The organism is Pseudoalteromonas sp. PAB 2.2 (assembly GCF_001938575.1).
GTDB classification, from domain to species: domain Bacteria; phylum Pseudomonadota; class Gammaproteobacteria; order Enterobacterales; family Alteromonadaceae; genus Pseudoalteromonas; species Pseudoalteromonas lipolytica.
Genome location: NZ_LYPI01000012.1, coordinates 1 through 23,074, shown reverse-complemented (window position 1 = coordinate 23,074; position 23,074 = coordinate 1). Strand labels below are relative to the sequence as shown.

The 23,074-nt window shown below is 41.1% G+C and carries 22 protein-coding genes; 10 read left to right on the top strand and 12 right to left on the bottom strand.

All coding sequences use genetic code 11. From position 1 onward, the window contains the following. Window positions 1-28: 28 nt before the first annotated feature. From BWD47_RS11430 to BWD47_RS11400, 7 genes are all read right to left on the bottom strand, one after another. Window positions 29-382: a hypothetical protein gene (locus tag BWD47_RS11430; RefSeq protein ID WP_074988940.1), complete on the bottom strand. Its 354-nt coding sequence runs from the start codon at window positions 380-382 to the stop codon at window positions 29-31. A 156-nt stretch (window positions 383-538) separates the two neighbouring features. Then, on the bottom strand, window positions 539-886 hold the full coding sequence (locus BWD47_RS11425; RefSeq protein WP_045979609.1) for a hypothetical protein: 348 nt from the start codon (window positions 884-886) through the stop codon (window positions 539-541). Between the two features lie 13 nt (window positions 887-899). Beyond that, window positions 900-1,217, bottom strand: a complete 318-nt coding sequence (locus BWD47_RS11420; RefSeq protein ID WP_016708259.1) for a hypothetical protein — start codon at window positions 1,215-1,217, stop codon at window positions 900-902. Then, entirely contained in the window at window positions 1,214-2,251 is a 1,038-nt protein-coding gene (locus BWD47_RS11415) for a hypothetical protein (protein WP_016708260.1), read from the bottom strand. Before BWD47_RS11415 ends, BWD47_RS11420 begins: the two co-directional genes overlap by 4 nt. A gap of 208 nt (window positions 2,252-2,459) precedes the next feature. Continuing rightward, window positions 2,460-2,822 carry a hypothetical protein gene (locus BWD47_RS11410; protein ID WP_016708261.1) on the bottom strand — a complete coding sequence of 121 codons (363 nt, stop codon included), beginning with the start codon at window positions 2,820-2,822 and terminating at the stop codon, window positions 2,460-2,462. Between the two features lie 194 nt (window positions 2,823-3,016). Then, the gene (locus BWD47_RS11405; protein ID WP_016708262.1) at window positions 3,017-4,399 is read right to left on the bottom strand and encodes a PhoH family protein; all 1,383 of its coding nucleotides are present in this window, start codon (window positions 4,397-4,399) and stop codon (window positions 3,017-3,019) included. After that, a complete protein-coding gene (locus BWD47_RS11400; protein WP_074988941.1) occupies window positions 4,399-5,763 on the bottom strand; it encodes a PhoH family protein in 1,365 nt (454 codons plus the stop codon). Before BWD47_RS11400 ends, BWD47_RS11405 begins: the two co-directional genes overlap by 1 nt. Before the next feature lie 298 nt (window positions 5,764-6,061). Between BWD47_RS11400 and rapA the strand changes: the two genes are divergently transcribed. Then, a complete protein-coding gene (rapA, locus tag BWD47_RS11395) occupies window positions 6,062-8,956 on the top strand; it encodes an RNA polymerase-associated protein RapA (protein ID WP_075594014.1) in 2,895 nt (964 codons plus the stop codon). Between the two features lie 57 nt (window positions 8,957-9,013). Here the strand turns inward: rapA and BWD47_RS11390 are convergent, their stop codons facing one another. Then, the gene (locus BWD47_RS11390; RefSeq protein WP_036966004.1) at window positions 9,014-9,244 is read right to left on the bottom strand and encodes a hypothetical protein; all 231 of its coding nucleotides are present in this window, start codon (window positions 9,242-9,244) and stop codon (window positions 9,014-9,016) included. 133 nt (window positions 9,245-9,377) lie between these two features. Between BWD47_RS11390 and rluA the strand changes: the two genes are divergently transcribed. Both rluA and BWD47_RS11380 read left to right on the top strand, forming a co-directional pair. After that, window positions 9,378-10,031 (top strand): bifunctional tRNA pseudouridine(32) synthase/23S rRNA pseudouridine(746) synthase RluA, encoded by a 654-nt coding sequence (rluA, locus tag BWD47_RS11385; protein WP_074988943.1) that lies wholly within the window; start codon window positions 9,378-9,380, stop codon window positions 10,029-10,031. Window positions 10,032-10,090: 59 nt separating this feature from the next. Continuing rightward, entirely contained in the window at window positions 10,091-11,014 is a 924-nt protein-coding gene (locus tag BWD47_RS11380) for a DUF3530 family protein (protein WP_074988944.1), read from the top strand. Here BWD47_RS11380 and djlA read toward each other — a convergent pair. Genes djlA through BWD47_RS11365 form a run of 3 tightly spaced genes read right to left on the bottom strand, consistent with a single transcriptional unit; the run spans window position 10,997 to window position 13,533 of the window. Next, the gene (gene djlA / locus BWD47_RS11375) at window positions 10,997-11,857 is read right to left on the bottom strand and encodes a co-chaperone DjlA (RefSeq protein WP_065979659.1); all 861 of its coding nucleotides are present in this window, start codon (window positions 11,855-11,857) and stop codon (window positions 10,997-10,999) included. The genes BWD47_RS11380 and djlA overlap by 18 nt on opposite strands. An 18-nt stretch (window positions 11,858-11,875) precedes the next feature. Beyond that, on the bottom strand, window positions 11,876-12,535 hold the full coding sequence (murU, locus tag BWD47_RS11370; RefSeq protein ID WP_075594013.1) for an N-acetylmuramate alpha-1-phosphate uridylyltransferase MurU: 660 nt from the start codon (window positions 12,533-12,535) through the stop codon (window positions 11,876-11,878). Further along, the gene (locus tag BWD47_RS11365) at window positions 12,532-13,533 is read right to left on the bottom strand and encodes an aminoglycoside phosphotransferase family protein (RefSeq protein ID WP_036965989.1); all 1,002 of its coding nucleotides are present in this window, start codon (window positions 13,531-13,533) and stop codon (window positions 12,532-12,534) included. The genes murU and BWD47_RS11365 overlap by 4 nt, the downstream gene beginning before the upstream one ends. Window positions 13,534-13,636: 103 nt before the next feature. Here BWD47_RS11365 and lptD point away from each other — a divergent pair, with 103 nt between their 5' ends. The 7 genes from lptD (at window position 13,637) to BWD47_RS11330 (ending at window position 22,364) form a co-directional block, all read left to right on the top strand. Next, entirely contained in the window at window positions 13,637-15,883 is a 2,247-nt protein-coding gene (gene lptD, locus BWD47_RS11360; protein ID WP_075594012.1) for an LPS assembly protein LptD, read from the top strand. A 36-nt stretch (window positions 15,884-15,919) separates the two neighbouring features. After that, window positions 15,920-17,212: a peptidylprolyl isomerase SurA gene (gene surA / locus BWD47_RS11355; protein WP_036965983.1), complete on the top strand. Its 1,293-nt coding sequence runs from the start codon at window positions 15,920-15,922 to the stop codon at window positions 17,210-17,212. Window positions 17,213-17,217: 5 nt separating this feature from the next. Continuing rightward, on the top strand, window positions 17,218-18,207 hold the full coding sequence (pdxA, locus tag BWD47_RS11350; protein WP_065979655.1) for a 4-hydroxythreonine-4-phosphate dehydrogenase PdxA: 990 nt from the start codon (window positions 17,218-17,220) through the stop codon (window positions 18,205-18,207). Next, complete coding sequence (rsmA, locus tag BWD47_RS11345; protein ID WP_065979654.1) at window positions 18,207-19,013, top strand: 16S rRNA (adenine(1518)-N(6)/adenine(1519)-N(6))-dimethyltransferase RsmA; 807 nt, start codon at window positions 18,207-18,209, stop codon at window positions 19,011-19,013. The genes pdxA and rsmA overlap by 1 nt, the downstream gene beginning before the upstream one ends. Beyond that, on the top strand, window positions 18,997-19,386 hold the full coding sequence (gene apaG / locus BWD47_RS11340) for a Co2+/Mg2+ efflux protein ApaG (RefSeq protein WP_036965974.1): 390 nt from the start codon (window positions 18,997-18,999) through the stop codon (window positions 19,384-19,386). Before rsmA ends, apaG begins: the two co-directional genes overlap by 17 nt. Before the next feature lie 6 nt (window positions 19,387-19,392). Continuing rightward, window positions 19,393-20,208 carry a symmetrical bis(5'-nucleosyl)-tetraphosphatase gene (locus tag BWD47_RS11335; protein ID WP_036965970.1) on the top strand — a complete coding sequence of 272 codons (816 nt, stop codon included), beginning with the start codon at window positions 19,393-19,395 and terminating at the stop codon, window positions 20,206-20,208. A gap of 140 nt (window positions 20,209-20,348) precedes the next feature. Beyond that, on the top strand, window positions 20,349-22,364 hold the full coding sequence (locus BWD47_RS11330; RefSeq protein ID WP_075594011.1) for a methyl-accepting chemotaxis protein: 2,016 nt from the start codon (window positions 20,349-20,351) through the stop codon (window positions 22,362-22,364). Between the two features lie 442 nt (window positions 22,365-22,806). On the opposite strand, the gene BWD47_RS11325 is transcribed toward BWD47_RS11330, so the two are convergent. Continuing rightward, a partial coding sequence (locus BWD47_RS11325) for an IS3 family transposase (protein ID WP_143474491.1) occupies window positions 22,807-23,074 on the bottom strand: 268 nt, incomplete at its 5' end.

Sequence of the window (23,074 nt, the reverse complement as noted above, 5' to 3'; positions counted from 1 at the left end):
TGCGAAATTTGGACGCACTAATCCTGTATTAGGCAAAAATTGGTGGACGATAAAGGGAAGTGGAAATTGAATGAGGTTGTTTAGATTGCATAGCAGCTACAGATTCACTCAATATTTGAATATCTGTCGAGTCAACACTGGAATTTAGGACTGTCGTAGATGAGCAAGCATTTGCAGGACAAATACATTCAACGTCACAACAATCTTCTGATTGACCATTACTGCTTTTATTCATATCACCATGATCCATGTTCATGTTCATGTGTGATTCATGAGAACCTGATGACATTTCGCAAGGCATAGCAGAATACGCAAATGCTTGCCCTACAAAGGCAAACAGCATAAGCGTTATCACTAAGACTTTTGAAAATGCTTTAGACATAAAATTCTCATAAAAATATACATGTCTATGCTAATACAAATTTTCGAATAAGTAAATTGATGTCATGTAAACATTTATGAATATTTGACTAACGTCAACTTTTTCAAAGAGGTAAGTGACAAATAATAATCTCATCAGACTTCTTATCTTCGTTATTCAATGGCTTTTATTTTGAGACTTAAGTTGCTCTCTCATTTCTAAAACTCGATCTACCGAATAAGCTCCCGCCCTCATAACAACCAGTTCAACAAACGAAATATCAATTAACTTATGGTCAGCATCAATCACATAACAACTCTCACTATGTGTGTATATTTCTAACTTATCCTCATCAGCAGATTTGCTAACAATCTTTGAAGTTACCATTTGCTCAAATGGCCGAAATCTGAATGTTTCATCGTCAATAACAACCCCTGACAAAAACTCCCCAAGAAATGATTTTTCAAAGTCTTTATAGTCATAGACCGAGAGTATGTAAGCATCCTTTAAATATGTTTTGTCCATTTGTTACTCCCTACTAATAGCCAGCAGGGAGCATTTCTCGCAACTCTAATAGCTCATTTGGAGAGTACATACACTCATGCATTAAATTGAACTCAAATACATCTACATCAAACTTTTGGGGTTCTGCATCTAAGATATAAAAGTCAGCACCAAAAGTTCTATATTCAGGACCGTTTACTTCCATGACTTTCGTGGAAAACAAAGCCTCACCTTTTTTACCGTTCTTACTATCCTCAGCAAAAGTAGCGTAAAGCACCTGTTCAACCTTATCTTCTAAGTCAGATTTAATTGAGATAAGTGTTGCGTTAGTTAGTTTTACTCTTGGTCTCATGCTTTTGCTTCCTTCTTATCTTCTAGGCAAAACGGGCGGAAAAAACTAAGGTACTTAACTCCATTAACTTTTAGTAAATTGTTGTCAGCATCAAAATGTGACAGAACGCTAGACTGATACAACGAAATATATTTTTCATAATCGATGGTGTTAAAAAAATTGGTATCGACACGTCGTGCATGGAAAACAAGAGCTTGCTGATCGATACGAACAATGAACTTTTGATCACCATCTAGATTTTTAACCTGTAGACATAAATCAGGTTTGTGCCAATCAGATACAAAGGAAGGAATCAGTGGGAAGCCATATACCAAATAGCGCATACCTTCGATTTTGAAGGTTGTTGGATTGAACTGAGCCTTATTTACTTTGCCGCTACGGAATAATTCAAGTGTCAACACCAGCCAGTGCTCATGCTTAGAAAATGTATTTCCTTCAGAAATACAGCCTTCGAACTCACTATCATGGTTTACATGATTGATGTACATGTATTTTTTAATGTCATTCAAGGAAAGCTTTTCAACCGGAAACTTTGAAGCTATGAGCCTGAAATAACAACCATGAACTTTTAAATCTGCATATTGAACTATCAACGGATCATCAAAAGCATCGAAATATGGTCGCCACTCCAGCCTAAAGTCAGCACCAGTGTTTACAATAAACTTGGCATCTTCTGGCAACCCTAATACTTGGTATATCACTGAAACTAACTCTAATGTTTCGATATCTACCAGCATCAGGCTTTCAATACGGTTTGCCATTGACTCAATTTCTTTATGAAGCGATTCAATAATTTCTTGATCATCGTATTCATTGATCATTAAGTATTTCAGGGAATCGTGCTTTAGAATTGAATCCAGTTTTTTCTGTTCAAATGCTTCAGTGAGGCTATTATGGGTATCAGAAAAATGAGGGCAGTTATAAACACCTCTAGCCCACAGGCCTTGGGCGTAAAGATCAGGAAACTCTAATAACTCAGCAAACTCTTTTGCTTGTTTATTGAGTTTATTCTTTAATTGATAAAGTGAGATCATTTAGTTCTCCAAACAACTTTCTAATAAACAATGGCCTACCAACACATTGCTTTATTTATTGTTCAAATAACCAAATTTTTACGGATGCTCCGCTTCACTGTTCACGTTTTTCAAGGCGAAAAACATGTGTAGGCGTAGGCTGTCCGTTCAGCCTTCTTATTATAATATCGCCAAAAAACAAAATGACAACTTACGTATTTGTACAACTTTAGGTAGATATTTTGAGTTTGAACTCTGAAAAGCTAAGCCCAAACAAGGATACGACCATCTCTTCATTTATATTGGAGCCGGGAAATTTTTTTTCAAAATTTCCAATAATGCTATCTAGGTGGCTAGCTAATATTTTTACTAAAAATATTTCCGAGTTTGGTGAGAGTGCAGACAGTGCTATCAATGGGTTGTCAAAGGATTCAGCTTTTATTTTTACTAGTAAATCGCTGTAACTGTCACAGCCATATAGACAAATAGCTGCCCCTTCTTGGGCTTGTCCAAGGGGAATAGTTAATAATTTAGATAATCGTTTTGCCTGCCTTTTTATATTTACTAGCAGGTCTTCTTTTTTAAAAGACATCAATACACCAAAAAACGGCAACGCTAGGCCACGCACCTATGTCACTCAGTTTTTATGTGAATATTTAATCTTTTAGTTCAGAGTAAATCCATTTCGTCCTGTTTTCGTGGGAACGGGCTTCTCTGAAAAGCCACTGCAAAAAGCAGTGGCCATTGTCGCAATATTATAAGGAAATGTGAATGGTAGTTTGATGCCTACATATTCTTTTCAGTGAATTCAGCCAAGCTACTACGCTCTACTTCATCAAAAATCAGCACTGATCCTTTTTCATAATGACGAAACACATTAACAGCCGCACTTGCACCAGAAGAAGCAGGTGTTACAAACTTATCGTCAATCTGGGCTAGGTTGCCCAATACGATTGTCCGACAATTTTTGCCACCGCGACTAAGCATTCCTTTAATTTGAGCACGGGTCATATTTTGTGCTTCATCAATTATTAAAACAGCATCGTCTATTGAACGGCCACGAAAATAAGCCATACTGGTAAATTCTATATTAGCTCTTTCGATCACATGTTCAACTGTAGCGTGAATATTTCCTTCATGATTATCATCCGAGTGCATCGAAATTAATGCGTCAGTAATACCTGCCAGAAGAGGCATTGATTTTTCAGTTAAATCCCCCGGTAAGAATCCCGGATCGTCGTCCATAAAGTCTCTGGAGCGCACCACAACGATTTTTTTGTACTTTTTCAACTCCAATACTTGATGCAGCGCCGAAGCAACTGCCAAAAAAGTTTTTCCGGAGCCAGCAGGACCAAGGATGATATTTAAATCATAGTAAGTGTCTGTTAATTGGCTTAAAGCTACCGCCTGACGCTGGTTTTTAGGCAATATGCCCCATATCTTTTCTTGCTTACGCGGCAATAATTTTGTGTATACCTCAGTATCTGTTACTTCTGAAATCCGGCCAATGTGTCCGGCTTCATCGTACCAATACATGTTTGGCTGAACTTCATCGTTGAACAAGCTTATTGGGAATGTATAAACCTCTCCTGAGACTTTGAAATCTTTATCTGATTCAATTCGATCAAAAAGATCGCCTTCAAAAGCCTGTACTCCTGTGTATAAAAGATCAATATCTGATATTTGATTATCTACGGCAACGTCCTCAGCCCTAACCCCAACTGTTCGAGCTTTCAATCGCATATTAATATCACGGCTAACAATTGTTACGTCTTTATTGAGTTCTTTTTGAAGATATAAAGCATAATTAATTATTCTGTTATCAGCATCACTTCCTATCCCGTGCTTTAACTCCTTAGCCAGATCCAATTGAGTGTCAATTCCAATGAAAAGCTTTCCTCTCTGGGCTGTTTCGGTAGATGGTAAAGGAATACCTATTTCCATTTCCTCGGCTGTATGTCCATTTATAATGTCTTCAAGCATTCTAATGCACATACGGGCATCGGCACTTACCGATTTATTAGTTCTTTCTTTCAGGTTATCAAGCTCTTCAAGGACAGTTAGACAGATGTAAATATCATCTTTGTAGCTAAAAATAGATTTTGGATCATGTACTAATGCAGATGTGTCTAGTACACGAGGATTTCGATTATCAATAGAGCTTTTCATTACGCAGCCTCCCAAAAGATTGAATCGTTGCTAGGCTTTGTGTTGTACTTTTCTTGTAAATTACAAATTTTGAGTAAAGGTTTATTGTTGAGAGACTGCTCAGAGTAGCTAAGGTAATCAATTTTTTTGGAAATTCTTTTTACTTTTTCTACAGGCCAATAAAAACAAGGGGGTAAAAACTTTAAAATACCCCCAATTCGGGGTTGTAATATCACCACGGCATTTTGAATACTTCTTCCTCGCATAAAGTTAACCGACTTAAACTGCATGTTGGCTTTTTCCATAATGTAGTTGCGACTAGATACCGGGTTTTCATCGCCTTTGTGTAACACTTCTAGGGTATCGGTTATGGCAGCAAGCCAAGGGGCCATTTTCTCTTCTTCGGTACCAGGTAAAAAGCCTATTGATTCAGCTATTTCGGGGGTATTTCGGGTTACGATAACTTTATCGTAAATGCCTTTTTCAATAATCATTTCAAGTGCGCTGGCAAGGGCAAGTAGAGTTTTACCACAGCCTGCAGGGCCGGTTAAAATAACCAGTTCAATAGTTGGGTCTAGTAAAGCATCAAGCGCCATGCCTTGGTACACATTTTTTGGCTTAACGCCCCACGCAGTTTGGTTCATTAGACGTTCGACACTAATGTCTTTTAAAGTAATGGTTTTATCGTCGTAGCTTTTTACTCGTGCCGCAAAATGGTCGCTGCTATCAAGTATATACTCGTTATAAAACACATCACTTATGGTACTCTTTGCTATATGATGGTAAGTGTCGCGTCCTTGTTGCTCAGTTTCACACTCACCGACATGTTGCCAAAAATCACCTTCTATTTTTTTGTAGCCGCTGGTTAATAGCGCAATATCATCAATTAATTGGTCTGTGCGATAGTCTTCAACAAACTTCAGCCCTGCTCCTTTCGCTTTAAGGCGCATGTTGATGTCTTTGGTAACTAGCACAACTTTGCTATCACTGTGCTGTTTTTGTAAATGTACCGCGCAGTTAATTATGCGGTGATCATTTTCGTTGCCTGGTAACCCTGAAATGCTATCGGCAAATAAATGGTCATTGACAATAATTAAACGACCGCGAGACTCTGTTTTCGCCTTTTTATTACTTGGCAACGCGACACCTTGCAACATTTGCTCTGGTGAGGCGTCTTTGAGTATTTCATCCAAACCACGAATTGCAACACGAGCATCACGGCTAACATCATGTTTTCTATCCTTTATATGATCGAGCTCTTCTAATACGGTCATCGGGACAACAACATCGTGTTCTTGAAAAGATAAATAAGCGAGGGGTTCGTGGAGTAAGACATTGGTATCGAGCACATACATTTTACTATCAAGGTTCGAAGCTTTTTCCATAGCACTTTCCTTACGTTTTATGATTTTTATGCTATACCCAATTAACTAAACAAGCAGCGATTAAAGCGGTTATTTATTTGTTAGGTATATACTCAGTTTAGTCTATTTGCAGCAAAAGTCCTTTTTATGACAGCCAAAATTACAATTATTTAAGTGGTTAAAATACATACAAAATTTACCTGTAATATTGACTTAAAAAGGTTGACTAAATTTAATTGTGTGCGGCGAGTTTACTGCCTTGAAGTAGCCTGATGTTACAGGTAACATAGCCGCCTTTTTCTTCATAGACGAGACATACATGAATTTTTCCTTAGGTCAGCGTTGGATCAGTGATACTGAGTCAGATTTAGGATTAGGCACCGTAGTTGCCCTTGAAGGCCGTCAGGTCAGCATTTTATTTCCAGCCAGTGGTGAAAACAGAGTTTATTCTTTAACAGAAGCACCTGTTACTCGTGTCGCATTTAATCCAGGCGATGTTATTCGCAGCGTTGAAGAGTGGGAACTTGAAGTAGAGTCAGTTGAAGAACAAGGTGAGCTTTTATGCTACCACGGTACACGCGTTGATAACGGTGAAAAAGTTCAGTTAAAAGAGACCTTTTTAGATCACTTTATTAAATTTAATAAACCGCAAGACCGCTTATTTGCAGGCCAAGTAGACCGTTTTGATCGTTACACCCTTCGCTATCAAACTTGGCAGCACCAGTTCGAGCGTCAGCAATCACCTTTAAAAGGCTTAATTGGTCAACGTGCCAACCTAATACCTCACCAGCTTTATATTGCACAAGAAGTGGGTAAACGTTTCGCGCCGCGTGTTTTATTGTCAGATGAAGTGGGCCTTGGTAAAACCATTGAAGCGGGGATGATTTTACATCAACAAATCATTAGTGGCCGAGCTAGCCGCGTATTAATTGTGGTGCCTGAAAACCTGCAACACCAATGGCTCGTTGAGATGCTTCGTCGCTTTAATTTACGTTTCTCTATTTTTGATGAGGAACGTTGTGATGAAGCATTCGCAGACTCACCGAATGTATTCGAAACAGAACAGTTAGTACTTACTAGCCTTGAATTTTTAAGCAAGAAAAAACGCTGGTTTGAACAAGCAACATTAGCCGATTGGGATTTACTCGTGGTTGATGAAGCGCACCATTTGAGTATTACAAATGGTAAACCAAGCACAGAATATCAACGCATGGCTGAACTTAGCCAAGATATTCCAGGCCTTATTTTACTAACAGCTACACCCGATCAATTAGGCCACCGCAGCCACTTTGCGCGTTTGCAATTACTCGACCCTGATCGTTTTTATGATTACGATGCTTTTGTTGAAGAAGAAAGTAACTACAAAGATGTCGCAGAAGCTGCTAATCAACTACTCAGTGAGCAACGCTTAGATGACACGGCTCGCGAGACATTAAAAGCCTTATTAAAAGAAACCGATATCACTGAGGTGCTTGCTAAAGCTGAGCAAGGTGATGAAACCGCGCGCAACGAAATTTTATCAATGCTACTGGACCGCCATGGTACCGGCCGTATTTTGTTCAGAAATAGCCGCAGCGGTATTGATGGTTACCCAAGCCGTAAACTCCACGCTTACCCAATGGCGATGCCAAAGCAATATAAAACCGCAATGTCGGTCTTAGGGAATATAGGCGGCATTCAAAGTGCTGAACTAAGCGCCCTGCGCGCGTTATTCCCAGAAAAAATATTTCAAGAATTTGAAGGTGAAAACACCAGTTGGGGCGCCTTCGACCCACGTGTTGACTGGTTAATTGAAACATTAAAAACACTAAAACACGAAAAAGTCCTGCTAATTTGTGCTAAAGCTGAAACAGCGATTAGCCTTGAACAAATTTTACGAGAGCGCGAAGCCATTAAAGCATCTGTGTTCCATGAAGGTATGTCGATTGTTGAGCGTGACCGTGCTGCGGCATTTTTTGCTGATGAATACGACAGCGCACAAATCCTTCTGTGTTCAGAGATTGGTTCAGAAGGCCGTAACTTCCAGTTCTCACATCATTTAGTGCTCTTTGATTTACCTTTGAACCCTGATTTGTTAGAGCAACGTATTGGTCGCCTTGACCGCATTGGTCAAACGCAAGATGTAAACATTCATGTGCCTTACTTTGAAAATACAGCACAAGAAGTCTTGCTACGCTGGTATAACGAAGGCCTAGATGCGTTTGAAACAACATCAACCACAGGGCAAATGTTGTATAAAGAATTCGGTGAAGAGCTGCTTGAATTCATTGGTACACATAATTGTGATGAAGAAGAGCTAGACCCACTACTAGAACAAGTTGCTAGCCAAAATGCAAAACTGCGCAAACAAATGGAAAGTGGTCGTGACCGTTTATTAGAGCTGCACTCAAGTGGTCAAGGCCGTGCTGAAAGCTTAGTCGCTGATATCGAAGAGCTAGATGACCAGTTTACATTGCCAAGTTACATGATCAATGTGTTCGACACTTTTGGTGTAAGCCAAGAAGATAAAGGTGAAAATACCATTATCTTAAAACCAACCGAGCATATGTTGAATCCCTCTTTCCCTTGCTTAAAAGATGACGGTATTACCGTGACCTTTGACCGTGCAACTGCACTATCGCAAGAAGATGCGCATTTTATCAGCTGGGATCACCCGATGGTGCAAGGCAGTTTAGACATGATTTGCGATGATGACTTTGGCACAGCATCGGTTGCCCTGCTGAAAAACAAAAAACTCCCTGCGGGTACATTTTTTGTTGAGCTTATCTTCATTGCAGAAGCCATGGCACCGAAGTCATTACAGGTAGGTCGTTTCTTACCGCCGACTCCTATTCGAGTTTTACTTGATAAAAGCAGCAATAACTTAGCCGATAATGTTGCCTTTGATGCCTTTAACCAACAGCTTTCTGCGGTTGGTCGTCAAACGGCAAGTAAGTTAGCCAGTGCGCTACAAAGTGCCATTCACCCAATGATCACCAGCGCTCAGGGGTTAGCCCAAACAAAACTCGACGCATTGCGTGTTGAGTCATTAGAAAAAATGCATACCGCATTAGGTGAAGAGCAAGCCCGTTTAACCGCGCTTAAACAAATTAATCCGAATATTCGTGATGAAGAGCTTAGCTTCTTTGATAAACAACGCAGTGACCTGACGACCTATATTGAAAAAGCCCAAGTTAAATTAGATGCGATTCGTTTGATTGTTGTGTCGCACTAGAGCGAGTGACGTAAAACGTTTAAATAAGCAACGCGATGTCATCCCACATCGCGTTTTTTATATTAAAAACGCAGCGAGGCTTATCACCAACGCGACGGCGGCTAATTTGCAAAATAGAGCAGCTAAGCCTTTATTTTTCTTAATAACATCTTCTGTGTAAGCTTTTTTTAAATACACAGCTTGTAAGTCAGTAAGGTCTTTGCAGTGCCAACACTCAGGCTCGCGGTCGTTAACGTGTAATCCGCATCGTGTGCAAGGCTTACTGCGAATACGGCCCAAAAAAAACATTCAATGACTCCTGTTTTGCAAATTCGCTAAGTAAGCAACTGTATATCGGATAACAATTCAAAACCACTCCTAGCATTGTGTAAGCATTGATACTCCTTTAAAATAACGCCCTTGCATATCATCGAGGCTGGCTGTGTTACTCAATTATAATCCCCCAATGACCCCCTATTTGAGCATTGTTTATCAAGATGATGATTTACTGATCGTCAATAAACCAAGTGGTTTACTTACGGTGCCGGGTAAGGACCCAAAACATGCCGATTGCCTCATTGCACGCGTTAACCGCGTATTTCCTAACGCTAAAATTGTTCATCGCTTAGATATGGCAACCTCAGGGATTATTTGTTTAGCGATGCATAAAGAAGCACATCGCAATCTAAGTATTCAGTTTCAAGATAGAAAAACCGCCAAACGCTATGTTGCGCGTGTATTTGGTAAGCTTGAACAGCAAACAGGTTCCGTCGATTTACCGCTTATTTGTGATTGGCCTAACCGCCCTAAACAAATGGTTGATCACGACAAAGGCAAGCCTTCATTAACACACTTTAAAGTACTTGAGCATGAAGCTCAGGCAACGCGCGTTGAGCTGACCCCAATTACAGGGCGCTCTCACCAACTACGTGTGCACATGCTGTCTTTAGGTCACCCAATTTTAGGGGATAGACTGTATGCCCACTCAGAAGCATTAGCGCTGGCTCCTCGTTTGCAACTTCATGCAGAAATGCTGAGTTTAACTCACCCTGCCAGTGATGAAAAAATGGTGTTTGAAGCTGCTCCAGAATTTTAAACTAAATATTTACGCCGACTTGCCGATACATACCTAGACCTTAATTAAGTGATATCGGCATGACTTTATCCCCTTTACAGACGTTACTTTTCGCAGCCAGTTTTGCGCTAGTTAGCACAGTGAATGGGGCTGATTTTATTAAACCCACCCCTTGGTCAAGTTTGGTCACTAACGATATTCAACACTTTTTACCCAGCGATGAAGTCCGTACTTTACTAGCCGGTGACGATGAGTTTATAAGCCTATATCGTCAATCTATGGCGCCAACACAACGTGGCATCGTGTTAATTATTCCAGACTGGCAAGACGTGCCTACCAATAATGCGGGGATCAACTTTTTACGTAAGCAATTAAATGATATTGGCTATGCGACACTCGCTATGACAATGCCTGATATTGACTGGCACCCTGCCGATATGGCGATGCCTGAGCCCAGTGATAACTCTGAAACTGAGTCAACAACGCAAAATAACCAGCAAGCTGACTCAGCTCCACCAGCCCAAACACAACAAGCGCCTCACTTTGTAACTGGTAAACCAAATATTAGTGAAGCAGTGCTTGATGATTACAAACTAAAGTTAATTGCTAGATTCAATGCTTTGTATAACAGCGCGATGGATGAAGGTGGCAACATTATAGTACTGGCGCAGGGTGCCAGTGCTGGGCTACTTATTGAGCACTATGCAAGCTTTCCCAATAACGAGTTGAATGCCTTTATTAGTTTAGGAAGCTACCTTCCAAACAGTATTCGAAACCAGCATCTCAATGCCACGTTGTCGACCATTAGCCCACCACTGTTAGATATTTTCTACAGTGAAGGTAACCCAGACACACTTCAAAGCGTCAACGATAGAAAACGCTGGGTTAGGCGCAACGCTAAATATGATTATCGACAACGAGAATTGTTCGGAACCCCCACAGAACCTGAGCAACACGAGCGGTTGCTCAAAGAAGTCGACGGCTTTTTACGCCGCCTTCTTTAAATATTCATAAGCGGCTTGAATATCTTGGCTTTTCTTCACCGCGACTTCCATCATGTGCTTAGGTAGCCCTTGCGATACCAGCTTATCAGGGTGATGCTGTGCCATGAGCTTACGATAAGCTACTTTAATATCACGCGCAGACGCATCCTTACTTAAGCCCAGTAACGCAAGTGCCTGAGCACGGTTCATGCTATTATTTGGCGGGACTCGATGACCATGTTGCTCATTATGAGTACTGTGTTGTTGGTTTTGTTGCTCATAAAAGCGCTGTTGCTGCTGACGAAATGCAAATTCAGCTTGGTAACGTTTTAGTAAGAATGAAAATTGTGTGCGCGAAATTCCTAACTGTTTACTCACCTCGTGCAATAATTGTTTTTCTTGTTCTGCGAGATGACCATCAGAGAATGCCATTTGAATTTGAATTTCTAGAAACAATTGCAGCAAGTCATGACGACGGGCAAAACGTTCTTTAAAATCATGAACCGTTTCTTTTAGTGAAAAATCGGCTTCTTTACCGCTTCGAAATGCATCTTGTGCTTCACGGCGCTCATCACCCGACAAGCCCATTTCATTCATGAAGACACTCGCAGCTTTAATGTGCGTTTCACTGACTCGACCATTTGATTTGGCAATATGACCCATAACCGCAAAGCAGCTTGAAAAAAACAGCGCTTGACGTTCATTAATATCATCACCTTTAAACAGGCCGGAGAAACCGCCCGCTTTATCAAAGTCTTGTTTTAAGCTGCGATCAAACATGTGACCAAGGTACAACCCCAGCAAAGCGCCAACAAACCGGCCAAACATAAAGCCAAAACAGAATCCCAGTACTTTTCCCCACATAATGATAAACCCTCGTTGTTATTTTACAGCTAAGCGCTGGTTTAGTTCGTCGAGTCTAGCTGGTGTGCCTATGTCGTCCCACTGACCAAGGTACAGCTCAGTGGATACTTGATACTCTGCCAGCTTCTCACGCAGGATAGGCCCTAGTGCAAGCACACCCGGTGTTAGGCCTTTAAAAAAGTCAGCATGAAAACGGCTGATACCTGAAAACGTGTACTTTTGACTATCGGGACCTAAATGGCGTAACGCAAAATCACCGTCAGGATTGTGAGCCGGGTTTTCAACCAAAACAAGGTGCGCTTCGCCGGGTTCTAAATGCAGTTGTGTGAGTGACGTCATATCGTAATCAGTAAATACATCCCCGTTAATCACCACAAAGTGCTCGCCAAGCAAAGGCAAAGCGTGAAGTATGCCACCGGCTGTTTCAAGCCCACCTTCGCACTCTTGGCTGTACTGTATGGTGACACCAAACGCTTCGCCATTGCCAAAATACTGCTTTATTTTATCTCCTTGCCATGCAAGGTTTATGACAATATCAACAATGCCTGCTTGGCGTAAGTTAATAATGTGGTGTGCTAATAATGGTTTACCTGCCACTTTTAACATCGGTTTAGGCTGCGTACTAGTCAACGGCATCATGCGTTTTCCACGGCCTGCCGCTAAAATCATTGCTTTCATTTAATCTCTTTGTCTAACCGCTTTTTAGTCTGCACAATGATAGTGTGTTCAATCCACTCACTGAGTGCACTTAACTCTGGGTAATCTTTACTTACATTACTAATATACTGAAGCGTTGGCAGCACATTATTTAAATAGCCAGATTTTCCATCGCGTAATTTTAAACGACAAAAAATACCGGCCGCTTTCAAGTGACGCTGTATTCCTGTTAAATCAAACCACCGTTTGAACACCTCAAACGTAATACCGTGAATTAACTGCTGCTTGGTAAATTCGTCATAGGCAAAATGCAGTAAATAGTCGAGTTCATGTTCAGGAAGTTGAAAGTAGCAATCTCGAAGTAACGACACTAAGTCATAACACACTGGCCCTTGCACTGCATCTTGGTAGTCAATAATCGCCCACTGCTGTCCTGTACGCATAATATTTCTACTATGAAAATCACGGTGTACGGTCACTATAGGTTGCGCCAGCGCATTATTGACCAGCAGTTGACAGGCATCTTGCCACATCTGTGTTTGCTCATCCGACAACGAACAATCAATAAACGCATCGACAAGCCATTCGCTAAAAATGCTCAATTCAAATTGCAAAAAGTCATCATCAAACACTTTCATATATTGAGCAGGCGGTGTTTGCGCCCATTGTGCACTGAGCTTTATGAGATGCTTATAATGTAGCGTGCGGTCTTCATCGCCAAGTAAGTCAGCTAAATGTGTATTGCCTAAATCACTCAGTAAAAAGAAGCCTTGCTTTTCATCAGCCTGAAGAATTTTTGGTAATTTAAAACCATGTTTAGAGAACACTTTGTTTAGTTCGATATAGGGCGTGTTATCTAATTTATCAGGATCAGAATCCATCACAATGAAGCTTTGTTCTGCGGTATTAATACGAAAATACCGACGAAAACTCGCATCGCCAGTGATGGCTGCTAATTGATATTCATCCTCCTTAAAATGAGGATTTAAAAACTGCTGTAAACTTTTATAACGATTCATTTAGTAAGATATCTATTTTTCACTAAGTCAATTACTGTATTTGCCATTGTTTTCCTTTATTATGTCTAGCTTATATCCAACCAAAGAGCATTAAGGTCATTAAATGAGCAAAACCTGGGGCATAATGATGCTAAGCGTACTTAGCGCACCATCGTTCGCCGAAACTGAACTGGCACACAACTTTTGTGGCACTTCAATGCAAACCAGAGCTTGGCAACCGCTCCCTGGCCTTGAACTTAATATGATCGATATCAAATCCGATGATATTGAACTATTGGGTACCCAAAGCGCAGAATTTACCGGTAATGTAGATATTAACACCCTAACGATGAATTTGTCCGCACAAAGTGCACTGATTGACAAACAACGTGGTCTACTTAATGCAACCGGCCCTATCGTTTATCGCGATAAAGTTAGCCAAATTAATAGCTCTGGGCTCAACGCAGATTTAAATAACTCTGAATTAAGCCTACTTGGCGCTGACTACAAGCTCACCGACCAGCTCGGTCATGGTGGCGCAGAAAAACTGACAGTCAATGAGTCTGGCCTAAACCTCATGAACGCAAGCTTTACTACCTGTCCGGGCGAAACACCGGTATGGGCAATTGAAGCAGATGAAATTGATTTATCGAGTGAAGATGGCTGGGGTGAAACTCACAATACCGTATTACGCGTATTCGATACGCCCGTGTTGTATATCCCTTATTTCACTTTTCCATTAGATGACCGCCGTAAGTCAGGATTATTAACACCTAATTTCTCAAGCTCTGGTCGCTACGGTCTTGAAACTATCACGCCGTATTATTGGAATATAGCGCCAAATTACGACGCAACAATTACGCCACGCTATATGTCTAAGCGTGGCTTACAAATGATTGGTGAGTTTCGTTATTTAACAGAGCAAAATAACGGTTTAATCGCTGTAGAGTACCTTGATAAAGACGACGAAGAGCCAAGTGTTGACTCGCGCTATTTATTTCACTGGCAACAGCAAAGTTATTTTGGTGAGAACTGGCGCGGCAACATTGATATTACCAATGTGAGTGATGATAACTACTTAACCGATTTAAACTCGAATTATGCCACTCGCACAGATACCCAGTTATATCGTACAGGCTCACTAACGCATTTAGGTGATACGTGGCGTACCGACATCAAACTTCAAAGCTTTGAAGTGCTCGGTGATCACCGTGAATCTTATGCAGCATTACCACAAATTAGTTTTTCACAAACTAACCCATACGACTTTTATGGTGTCGATTTAACACTCGACGGTGAACTTAGCTACTTTACCAATAACAATGCAGTGATTGATGAAGCAAGCCGCCTTCACATTGAACCAAAAGCCAGTTTGGGGTATCAAGAGTATGCGTGGTCTTTTTTATCTGAAGTAAGCCTATTACACACCACTTATAATCAACACGGTGATCTAACGGGCACTGACTTTGCAGAAAAAGTCACACGTACACTGCCAAAAGTACGTTTATACAGCCAACTAAACTTTGAACGTGAAACCGCTTTTTTCTTCAAAGAAGGCATTCAAACGTTAGAACCTCAAATTCAGTATTTGTATACACCCAATAAAGACCAGTCGAATATTGGCCTTTACGATACCACCAAGTTACAAGATGACTTTTTTGGTTTGTTTAGAGATCGTCGCTTTTCGAGCATCGACCGCATAGCAACCGCAAACCAATTTACTTTAGGTGCAACAACGCGCTTATTTAGCAGCGACAATGAAGAAGTGTTTAATTTCAGTGCTGGGCAAATCTTTTATTTAAGCGATGATGCCAAACCGACTTCGCAAGGGATTCAGTCTGATACAAACTACAATGCCTTGTTTGCCGCGCAAACCATGTTACATTGGCACCGTCGCTGGTATTTATCTGGGGGAATTCAATATGACACCGATGGGAAAGAAATAATCCAGTCAAATATCACTTTAGATTATAAAGGTGACGATAAACAGCTCGTACAATTGAACCATCGCTATGCAAATGATGTCTCAGGCAATACAATCGAGCAAGTTGGTCTATTTACCAGCATTCCGCTAACACATGATTGGCAGTTTGTTGGCAGCTATCACCGCGATTTAGAAAGTGGTCGTAGCATTGAGGTTTTCAGCGGCCTGCAGTATGAATCGTGCTGCTGGGCGTTTCAAATCACTGGCCGTCGTCAAATCGAAACCGATTTGAATCAAGCGATTGGCCAAGAGCAAGCCACTTTTGATACCAGTATTGGCTTCAATATCGTGTTAAAAGGACTTGGTAGTAAAAGCCGTTATGATGCACAAAAATTATTACAACAAGGTATTTTTGGCTATCGTAGACCGTATTTTCTTAATAACTAGTACCGCAGTACTATTAGCAAGAGTATTAGAAAAAGTATGAATTTAAAAAAATTATTTGCATCAGCATTATTAACAGTTGGCTTATGCCAAAGCGTTTTCGCAAAACCTGTCGAAATAGACAAAGTCGTCGGCATCGTTAACCAAGGTGTTATTTTACAAAGCGAAGTCGACACAATTATTAATCGCGTAAAAGCACAAGCAGCCGAGCAAGGCCAAGAGCTCCCATCGGATGATACGTTGCGCATTCAAGCGATTGAACGACTTGTAAGCCAAACTCTTATGATGCAACTTGCAGAGCGTATGGGCCTTGAGATTTCGGATTCACAGCTTGACCAAACGCTAGAAAACATGGCGCGCGAGCAAGGTGGTACGATTGCTGATTTGCGTCGCACGATTGAAGCGGCTGGTGAAAGTTTTCCCGCTTACCGCGAAGAAATACGTAAAGAGATCACCACCCAGCAAGTTACACGTGCTAACGTCGATCGCCGTATTTACATCAGCCCACAAGAAATTGATAACCTTTTAAAAATAATGGAAACACAAGGTAAAAATGCCGAAGAGTACAATATCGGCCATATCTTGATTGATATTCCAAGTGATGCAACACCCGACGAAATTGCCAGCGCTAAAACACGTGCTGACAAAGTCATTGAATTTTTAAAAGAAGGTAAAGAGTTCAAGCGCATTGCAATTTCATCATCAAGTGGCTCAAAAGCGCTTGAAGGTGGTCAGTTAGGCTGGATGGGTATTAATGAAATGCCTTCACTCTTTGCAGAGGCTGTAAAAGGTCAGAAAAAAGACGATATCGTTGGTCCACTTCGCTCAGGCGCAGGTTTCCACATTATTAAAGTACAAGATGTACGTGGTCGCCAAGTAGTTGAAACCACAGAAGTTCGCTCTCGTCACATCCTTATTAAACCGTCTATCATTTTAAGCGAAGAAAAAGCGCGCGAGATGCTTAAAGGCTTTGCGAAAGACTTGCGTGAAGGTAACGCCGACTTTGCTGAACTTGCAAAAGAGTACTCTGAAGATCCAGGTTCTGCGCTAAAAGGCGGCGAATACGATTGGACAGACCCAAGCACCTATGTGCCTGAGTTCAAAAACACCTTGTTGTCACTTGATAAAAACGAGATCAGTGAGCCATTCAGAACGCAATTTGGCTGGCATATTGTGCAGTTGCTTGATAAACGTGTCGCAGATAAGACTGAACTTGCTAAACGTAACCGTGCGCATCAACTGCTGTTTAATCGTAAGTTTAAAGAAGAAAGCTTCAACTGGCAGCAAGAAATGCGTGAGCAAGCTCATGTTGATATCTTCCCTGTAGAATAATCATTATGACAATAAGAGTAGCAATCACCCCAGGTGAACCCGCAGGTATAGGCCCTGATTTATTAATTAAGTTAGCGCAACACGCGTGGGATGCCCAACTTGTCGTAATTGCTGATGGTGCGTTATTAAAACAACGCGCCAAACAGCTTGGTTTAAACATCGACCTGATCAAATTTGATGAAGACCAAGCTCCAGCAATTGCACCGGCAGGCAGTGTCTATTTGCATCAGGTTGACCTAGCTGAAGAAGTTGAAGTGGGTGTCTTAAATGATGCAAACGGTCAATATGTCTTAGATACGCTTCGTATCGCCAGTGAAAAAAATATGGATGGCACCTTTGCGGCAGTAGTCACAGGCCCTGTGCACAAAGGCATTATCAACAAAGCGGGTATTTCGTTTAGCGGTCATACCGAGTACTTTGCGCAGCAATCTAATACAGCAGATGTAGTGATGCTGCTTGCAACCGAGGGATTACGTGTTGCCCTTGTCACTACACATATTCCATTAGCTTATGTGTCACGTGCTATCACCGTTGAGCGCCTAAGCAAGGTGGCAACGATTTTAAACCACGATCTACAGACTAAATTTGGTATCGAAAAACCCCGTATTTTGGTGTGTGGTTTAAACCCACATGCTGGTGAAGATGGTCATTTAGGCCGCGAAGAAATAGATACGATAGCCCCCACCCTCGAATTATTAAATAATCAGGGTATGAATTTAATTGGTCCGCTGCCCGCTGATACATTATTTCAAGATAAATACCTGTCACAGGCCGACGCCGTGCTTGCTATGTATCACGATCAGGGATTACCTGTGCTAAAATACAAAGGTTTCGGCAACTCGGTGAACATCACCCTTGGCTTGCCATTTATTCGCACATCAGTGGATCACGGTACGGCACTTGATTTAGCCGGTACAGGAACCGCCGATGTGGGTAGTTTTGAATTAGCGATCCGCGAAGCAATTAAGCTCGCCCATGAAAAAGCACAAAATTAATGACTGATAAAGTACATTTAGGACACCGCGCCAGAAAGCGTTTTGGCCAAAACTTTTTAAATGATGACATGATCATCGATAAAATTGTAACGGCTATCGATCCTAAACCCGAAGACAATTTAGTAGAAATCGGCCCTGGTCTTGGTGCTATCACCGAACCCGTTGCAGACTTAAGTGGCCATCTAACTGTTGTTGAGCTAGATAAAGACTTAGCAGAGCGTTTAGTAAGTCATCCTTTTTTAGGGCCAAAACTAACAGTGCATCAAGGTGATGCAATGAAGTTTGATTTTAGCACCCTGATTAAAGAAGACGAAAAACTAAAGATTTTTGGTAACTTGCCATACAATGTTTCGACTCCTCTGCTGTTTCATTTATTTGAATTTGCTGACAACGTTGAGCATATGCACTTTATGCTTCAAAAAGAGGTTGTTAAGCGCATGGTAGCAAGCCCTGGTAGCAAAGCTTTTGGCCGCTTAACTGTCATGACACAGTATTACTGCCATGCAATGCCAGTGATTGATGTGCCCCCAGAGTGCTTTAAACCTGCACCTAAAGTTGATTCAGCGGTCATTCGTTTGATCCCTAAGAAGCCTGAGCAACGTACAGCTAAATGTACCAAGCTTTTAAACACTGTGTGCTTAGAAGCGTTTAACCAACGTCGTAAAACACTGCGCAACAGTTTATCAAACCTACTGACTGCTGAAGAGCTTACAGGCATTGGTATTGATATTACACTTCGTGCAGAAAGTCTGTCTTTACAACAATTTATTGATATAGCTAATTGGATTTATGACAACAAGCAGTAATTTAGGTTCGCCAATTAAGGTCTCTGTTGAGACCTTCTACGTTGAAGGTCAATCGGAGCCTGAACAAGATAAATACGTTTTTGCTTACTCTATCACGATTAAAAATCATAGTTTGTGCAGTGCTAAGCTATTAAGTCGCTACTGGTTAATTACCGATGCCAATGGCAAGGAAGTCGAAGTTCAAGGCGAAGGTGTCGTTGGTGAAACCCCCACTATTGCCCCAGGTGAAAGTTATAAATACACCAGCGGCGCAGTGCTCGACACCCCTGTAGGGACAATGCAAGGTTATTACACCATGCGTAACGAATTCGGCACTGAATTTGAAGCCCCGATAGACGTGTTTCGTCTAGCACGTCCTAACATACTGCATTAAGTATCGATGGCTGACTACGCGATAGGGGATTTGCAAGGGTGCTACAGTGAATTTGACGCACTACTCAAGCGCGTTAATTTTAATCCTAGCAAAGACCACCTATACCTAGTTGGTGACATAGTTGCTCGAGGCCCAGATTCTCTTGGGTGCCTTGAGCGACTCTATGCAATGCAAGGCAGTGTCAGCATTACGCTTGGCAATCATGACCTGCACATGATCGCGTGTTATCATTTAAATAAACCACACAACCCAAAAGATAAGCTCAGTGCTGTTTTTAGCAGCTCTAAACTCACTGACTATATTCAATTTTTACAGCAACAACCACTTGCTCTATGGCTTGAAAAGTATGACATGTTCATAAGTCATGCCGGTTTAAACCCCAATTGGTCGATTAAGAAAGCATTGAAACGCGCTCGCTTTGCAAAGAATTGCTATCAAGGTGCTGATGCTCGACATTTTTTTAGCCATATGTACGATACTCATCCGCCTAAATGGCAGTCAACACTCAGTAATGAAGCTAAGTTTCGCTACATTGTAAATTACTTCACACGCATGCGTTTTGTAGACAAAGAGGCCCATTTAGACCTCACAAACAAAACCAGTACCAGTGCAAATAGCTCAACAATACCGTGGTTTGAACACCCGAATATAACGCAATTAACGCAGCAGATTGTTTTTGGTCACTGGGCGGCAATTGAAGGAAAAACCCAACGAGCAAATATACATGGCCTTGATACAGGCTGTGTGTGGGGAGGAGAAATGACTCTCATGGAACTCAGTAAAAAAGAGCGTTTTGTCGAAAGTTCTCACTCTTTTATCTAAATTAACTGAAAAATAACTGAACATCTGTTAGATTTATATCAATTAAAGTAAATTTAAATAAAAGCCAATTTAATTTAAATACTTAACTTATCAGCAACCCTGCCGATAAATACTGATTAGTACTATTAGTGGAATTACATATGAACTTGACCGTTAGACAGCGTATTTGGGGCGGCTTTATTGTCATTACCCTACTCTTGCTATTTATTGGTGGTAACTCATTGATCAGAATTACCAATATTGATCAATCTACACAGCGAGTTAATCAGCTGTCACTCCCTGCTCTCGATAAAAGCTATGAGCTACAGGTCGAATTCATCTTAATGAGTAAATCCGCACAAGCGAGCTTTTACACAGCATCACAAGATGAGCTAGCAGCGACACGTAGCGGCTTTAATGAACAGAAAAAACGTTATGATAATTCTTATCAAGATTTACAAAACGTGGTTAGTGATGACCCAAAACTAAAACAAAGTAGTCAACAAGTAGAACAAACCTATAAACGTTTTGCTAAATCGGTTGATAACCTGTTTAAAGATAAAAAAACGCAGCTTGAACTTAACAAAACTCTCAGTACTCAACTTGAAAGTATTGAGCTTAGCGCTGAAGATGCAAACTCTGTGGTACTCGATATTATTGATATTGATGGCTTAGAAGAGAATCACTCACGTGCTTATCAAGCGGCAAATAACTTAGAAAATCATTTTCAATCATTAGTGACTAACAGCACTGATATGCTCACAGTGAAAACACTGAATACGCTAGAAATCATAAAAAAAGAGCAAATATATTACCTTGAAGAAATTGAGCGCAGCTTAAGCTTAATTCGCCCCGCTGTTATTGAGTCGAATGCAAGCCTATACAATGATTTAAACGGCTACTTTGAAACACTTGCCAACAATGTAAAAGGTTCAAATAGCTTGTCGGCCAACAAAAAACGTTTAATTGATGCCATTGCTCAAACTGAAGCGGAGCTTGCTAATGCCGAAAACTCGACAACAGAAGCATTAACACAACTGCGTGAACTCGTTGATCATGCCACAGTGCTTGCCTTTGATTTACAGCAAGACGTCAGTGGTAACGTGACGACAGCGACACTTTGGACTTGGGTCGCTATGATTATTGCAACGCTCATTGCAATCGTTGTTGCAGCCATGACTGTAAACCGTATCACTAAGCCACTTTCTGAAGTAAACCGTATTCTAGATATCGTTGCCAGTGGTGATATGACACAACGTTTAGATGACACTGCAAAAGATGAATTTGGTGAGCTTTCACGTAGCTGTAATACATTAATAGAAAGCTTACGTACGCTAATCCAAGGTATTATTTCTCGTTCTACGCAACTTGCCGCTGCGTCTGAGGAAACATCGGCGATTACCGAAGAGTCAAGCCAAGCCATTCGTAACCAGCAAGCACAAGTAGAACAAGCAGCAACGGCGACGACAGAAATGAGCAGTACCTCTCAAGCGGTTAGCAGCAGTGCTCAACAAGCGCTGAGTGAAATTAAAAACGCAGATAAAGAAGCCGAGCGTGTTAAAGGTATCTCATCGCAAAACAAAGCGACGATTGAACAGCTTGCTCGTGAAGTCGATGACGCGTCTCAAGTCATTAATAAGCTGCATAAAGACAGTGCATCAATTGGCGGTATCTTAGATGTGATACGTGGCATTGCAGAGCAAACAAATCTTCTTGCACTTAATGCCGCTATTGAGGCAGCACGCGCAGGTGAACAAGGCCGTGGCTTTGCTGTTGTAGCAGACGAAGTACGCTCTCTTGCGAGCAAAACTCAAGAGTCTACGCAGGAAATCCAAGCAATGATTGAATCACTGCAAATTGGTGCTGAAGCCGCTGTTGCCGCAATGTCTAAAGGTAAGCAACAAGCTGAATCATGTGTTGAGCAATCAGACCAAGCCAACACTGCACTTGACTCAATCACCGCAGCCGTTGCCCAAGCACATAACGTAAGTGAAGAAATATCGACAGCTGCGCACGAACAACAACAAGTCTCGCAAGAGATCAGTGAGCGCTTAGAGTCAATCGTTGCTATTGCTGAACAAACAGCTGAAGGGGCTAACCAGACGAACATTTCAAGCTCAGAAGTCGCTAAATTAGCTGAAGAGTTACGACTGTCGGTGGATGCCTTTAAAGTTTAAATAGCCTTCGCTATACCTAAATAGAAAAACCGTGTTTAGCATCGCAAACACGGTTTTTTTATTCCCCCTTCAGCTCATTCAATGATCCCCATTCATATCACTGCGCTTAATTAAGAGGTCTATTTTGAGGCAATAAAACCGCGTTGATAACAAGGCAAAAATTTAGTTATTTAGTTGTTCTAAATAAGAAATTTTTAACGCAGGTAGCGACTGGTTTAATCACTCAAAATGATTAAATATTTTTGCAAAATGGTATTACTCTCCCTCCGGCATCCATGCAGTCGTAAATCAGAAATTTTTAACGCAGCTAGCGACTGGTGTAATCACTCAAAATGAGTAAGAATTAATGCAGATAGGTATTAGTATGATTTTGAATTGATATTATTCACAGACATAAAAAAACCGCAACGAGTGAAGTGACCCCATAAAGTTGGACTCATTTTTAAGCGGCTGCCAAGGCCTGATTTCGATACTGTATCGGACTCAGGCCTTTTAGTTTCAGCTTAATACGCTCGTTGTTGTAATAGTGGATATATTCTTTGATGTTTTCAATAAGCTCATTCACGTCTTTAAACGTTTCGTTGTGGTACATCTCACTCTTCAATATGCCGAAGAAGTTCTCAGCAACCGCATTATCTAAACAATTTCCTTTTCTAGACATACTTTGTTGCAACCCTTTTTCCTTGAGATGATTTTGATATTGTTTGTTT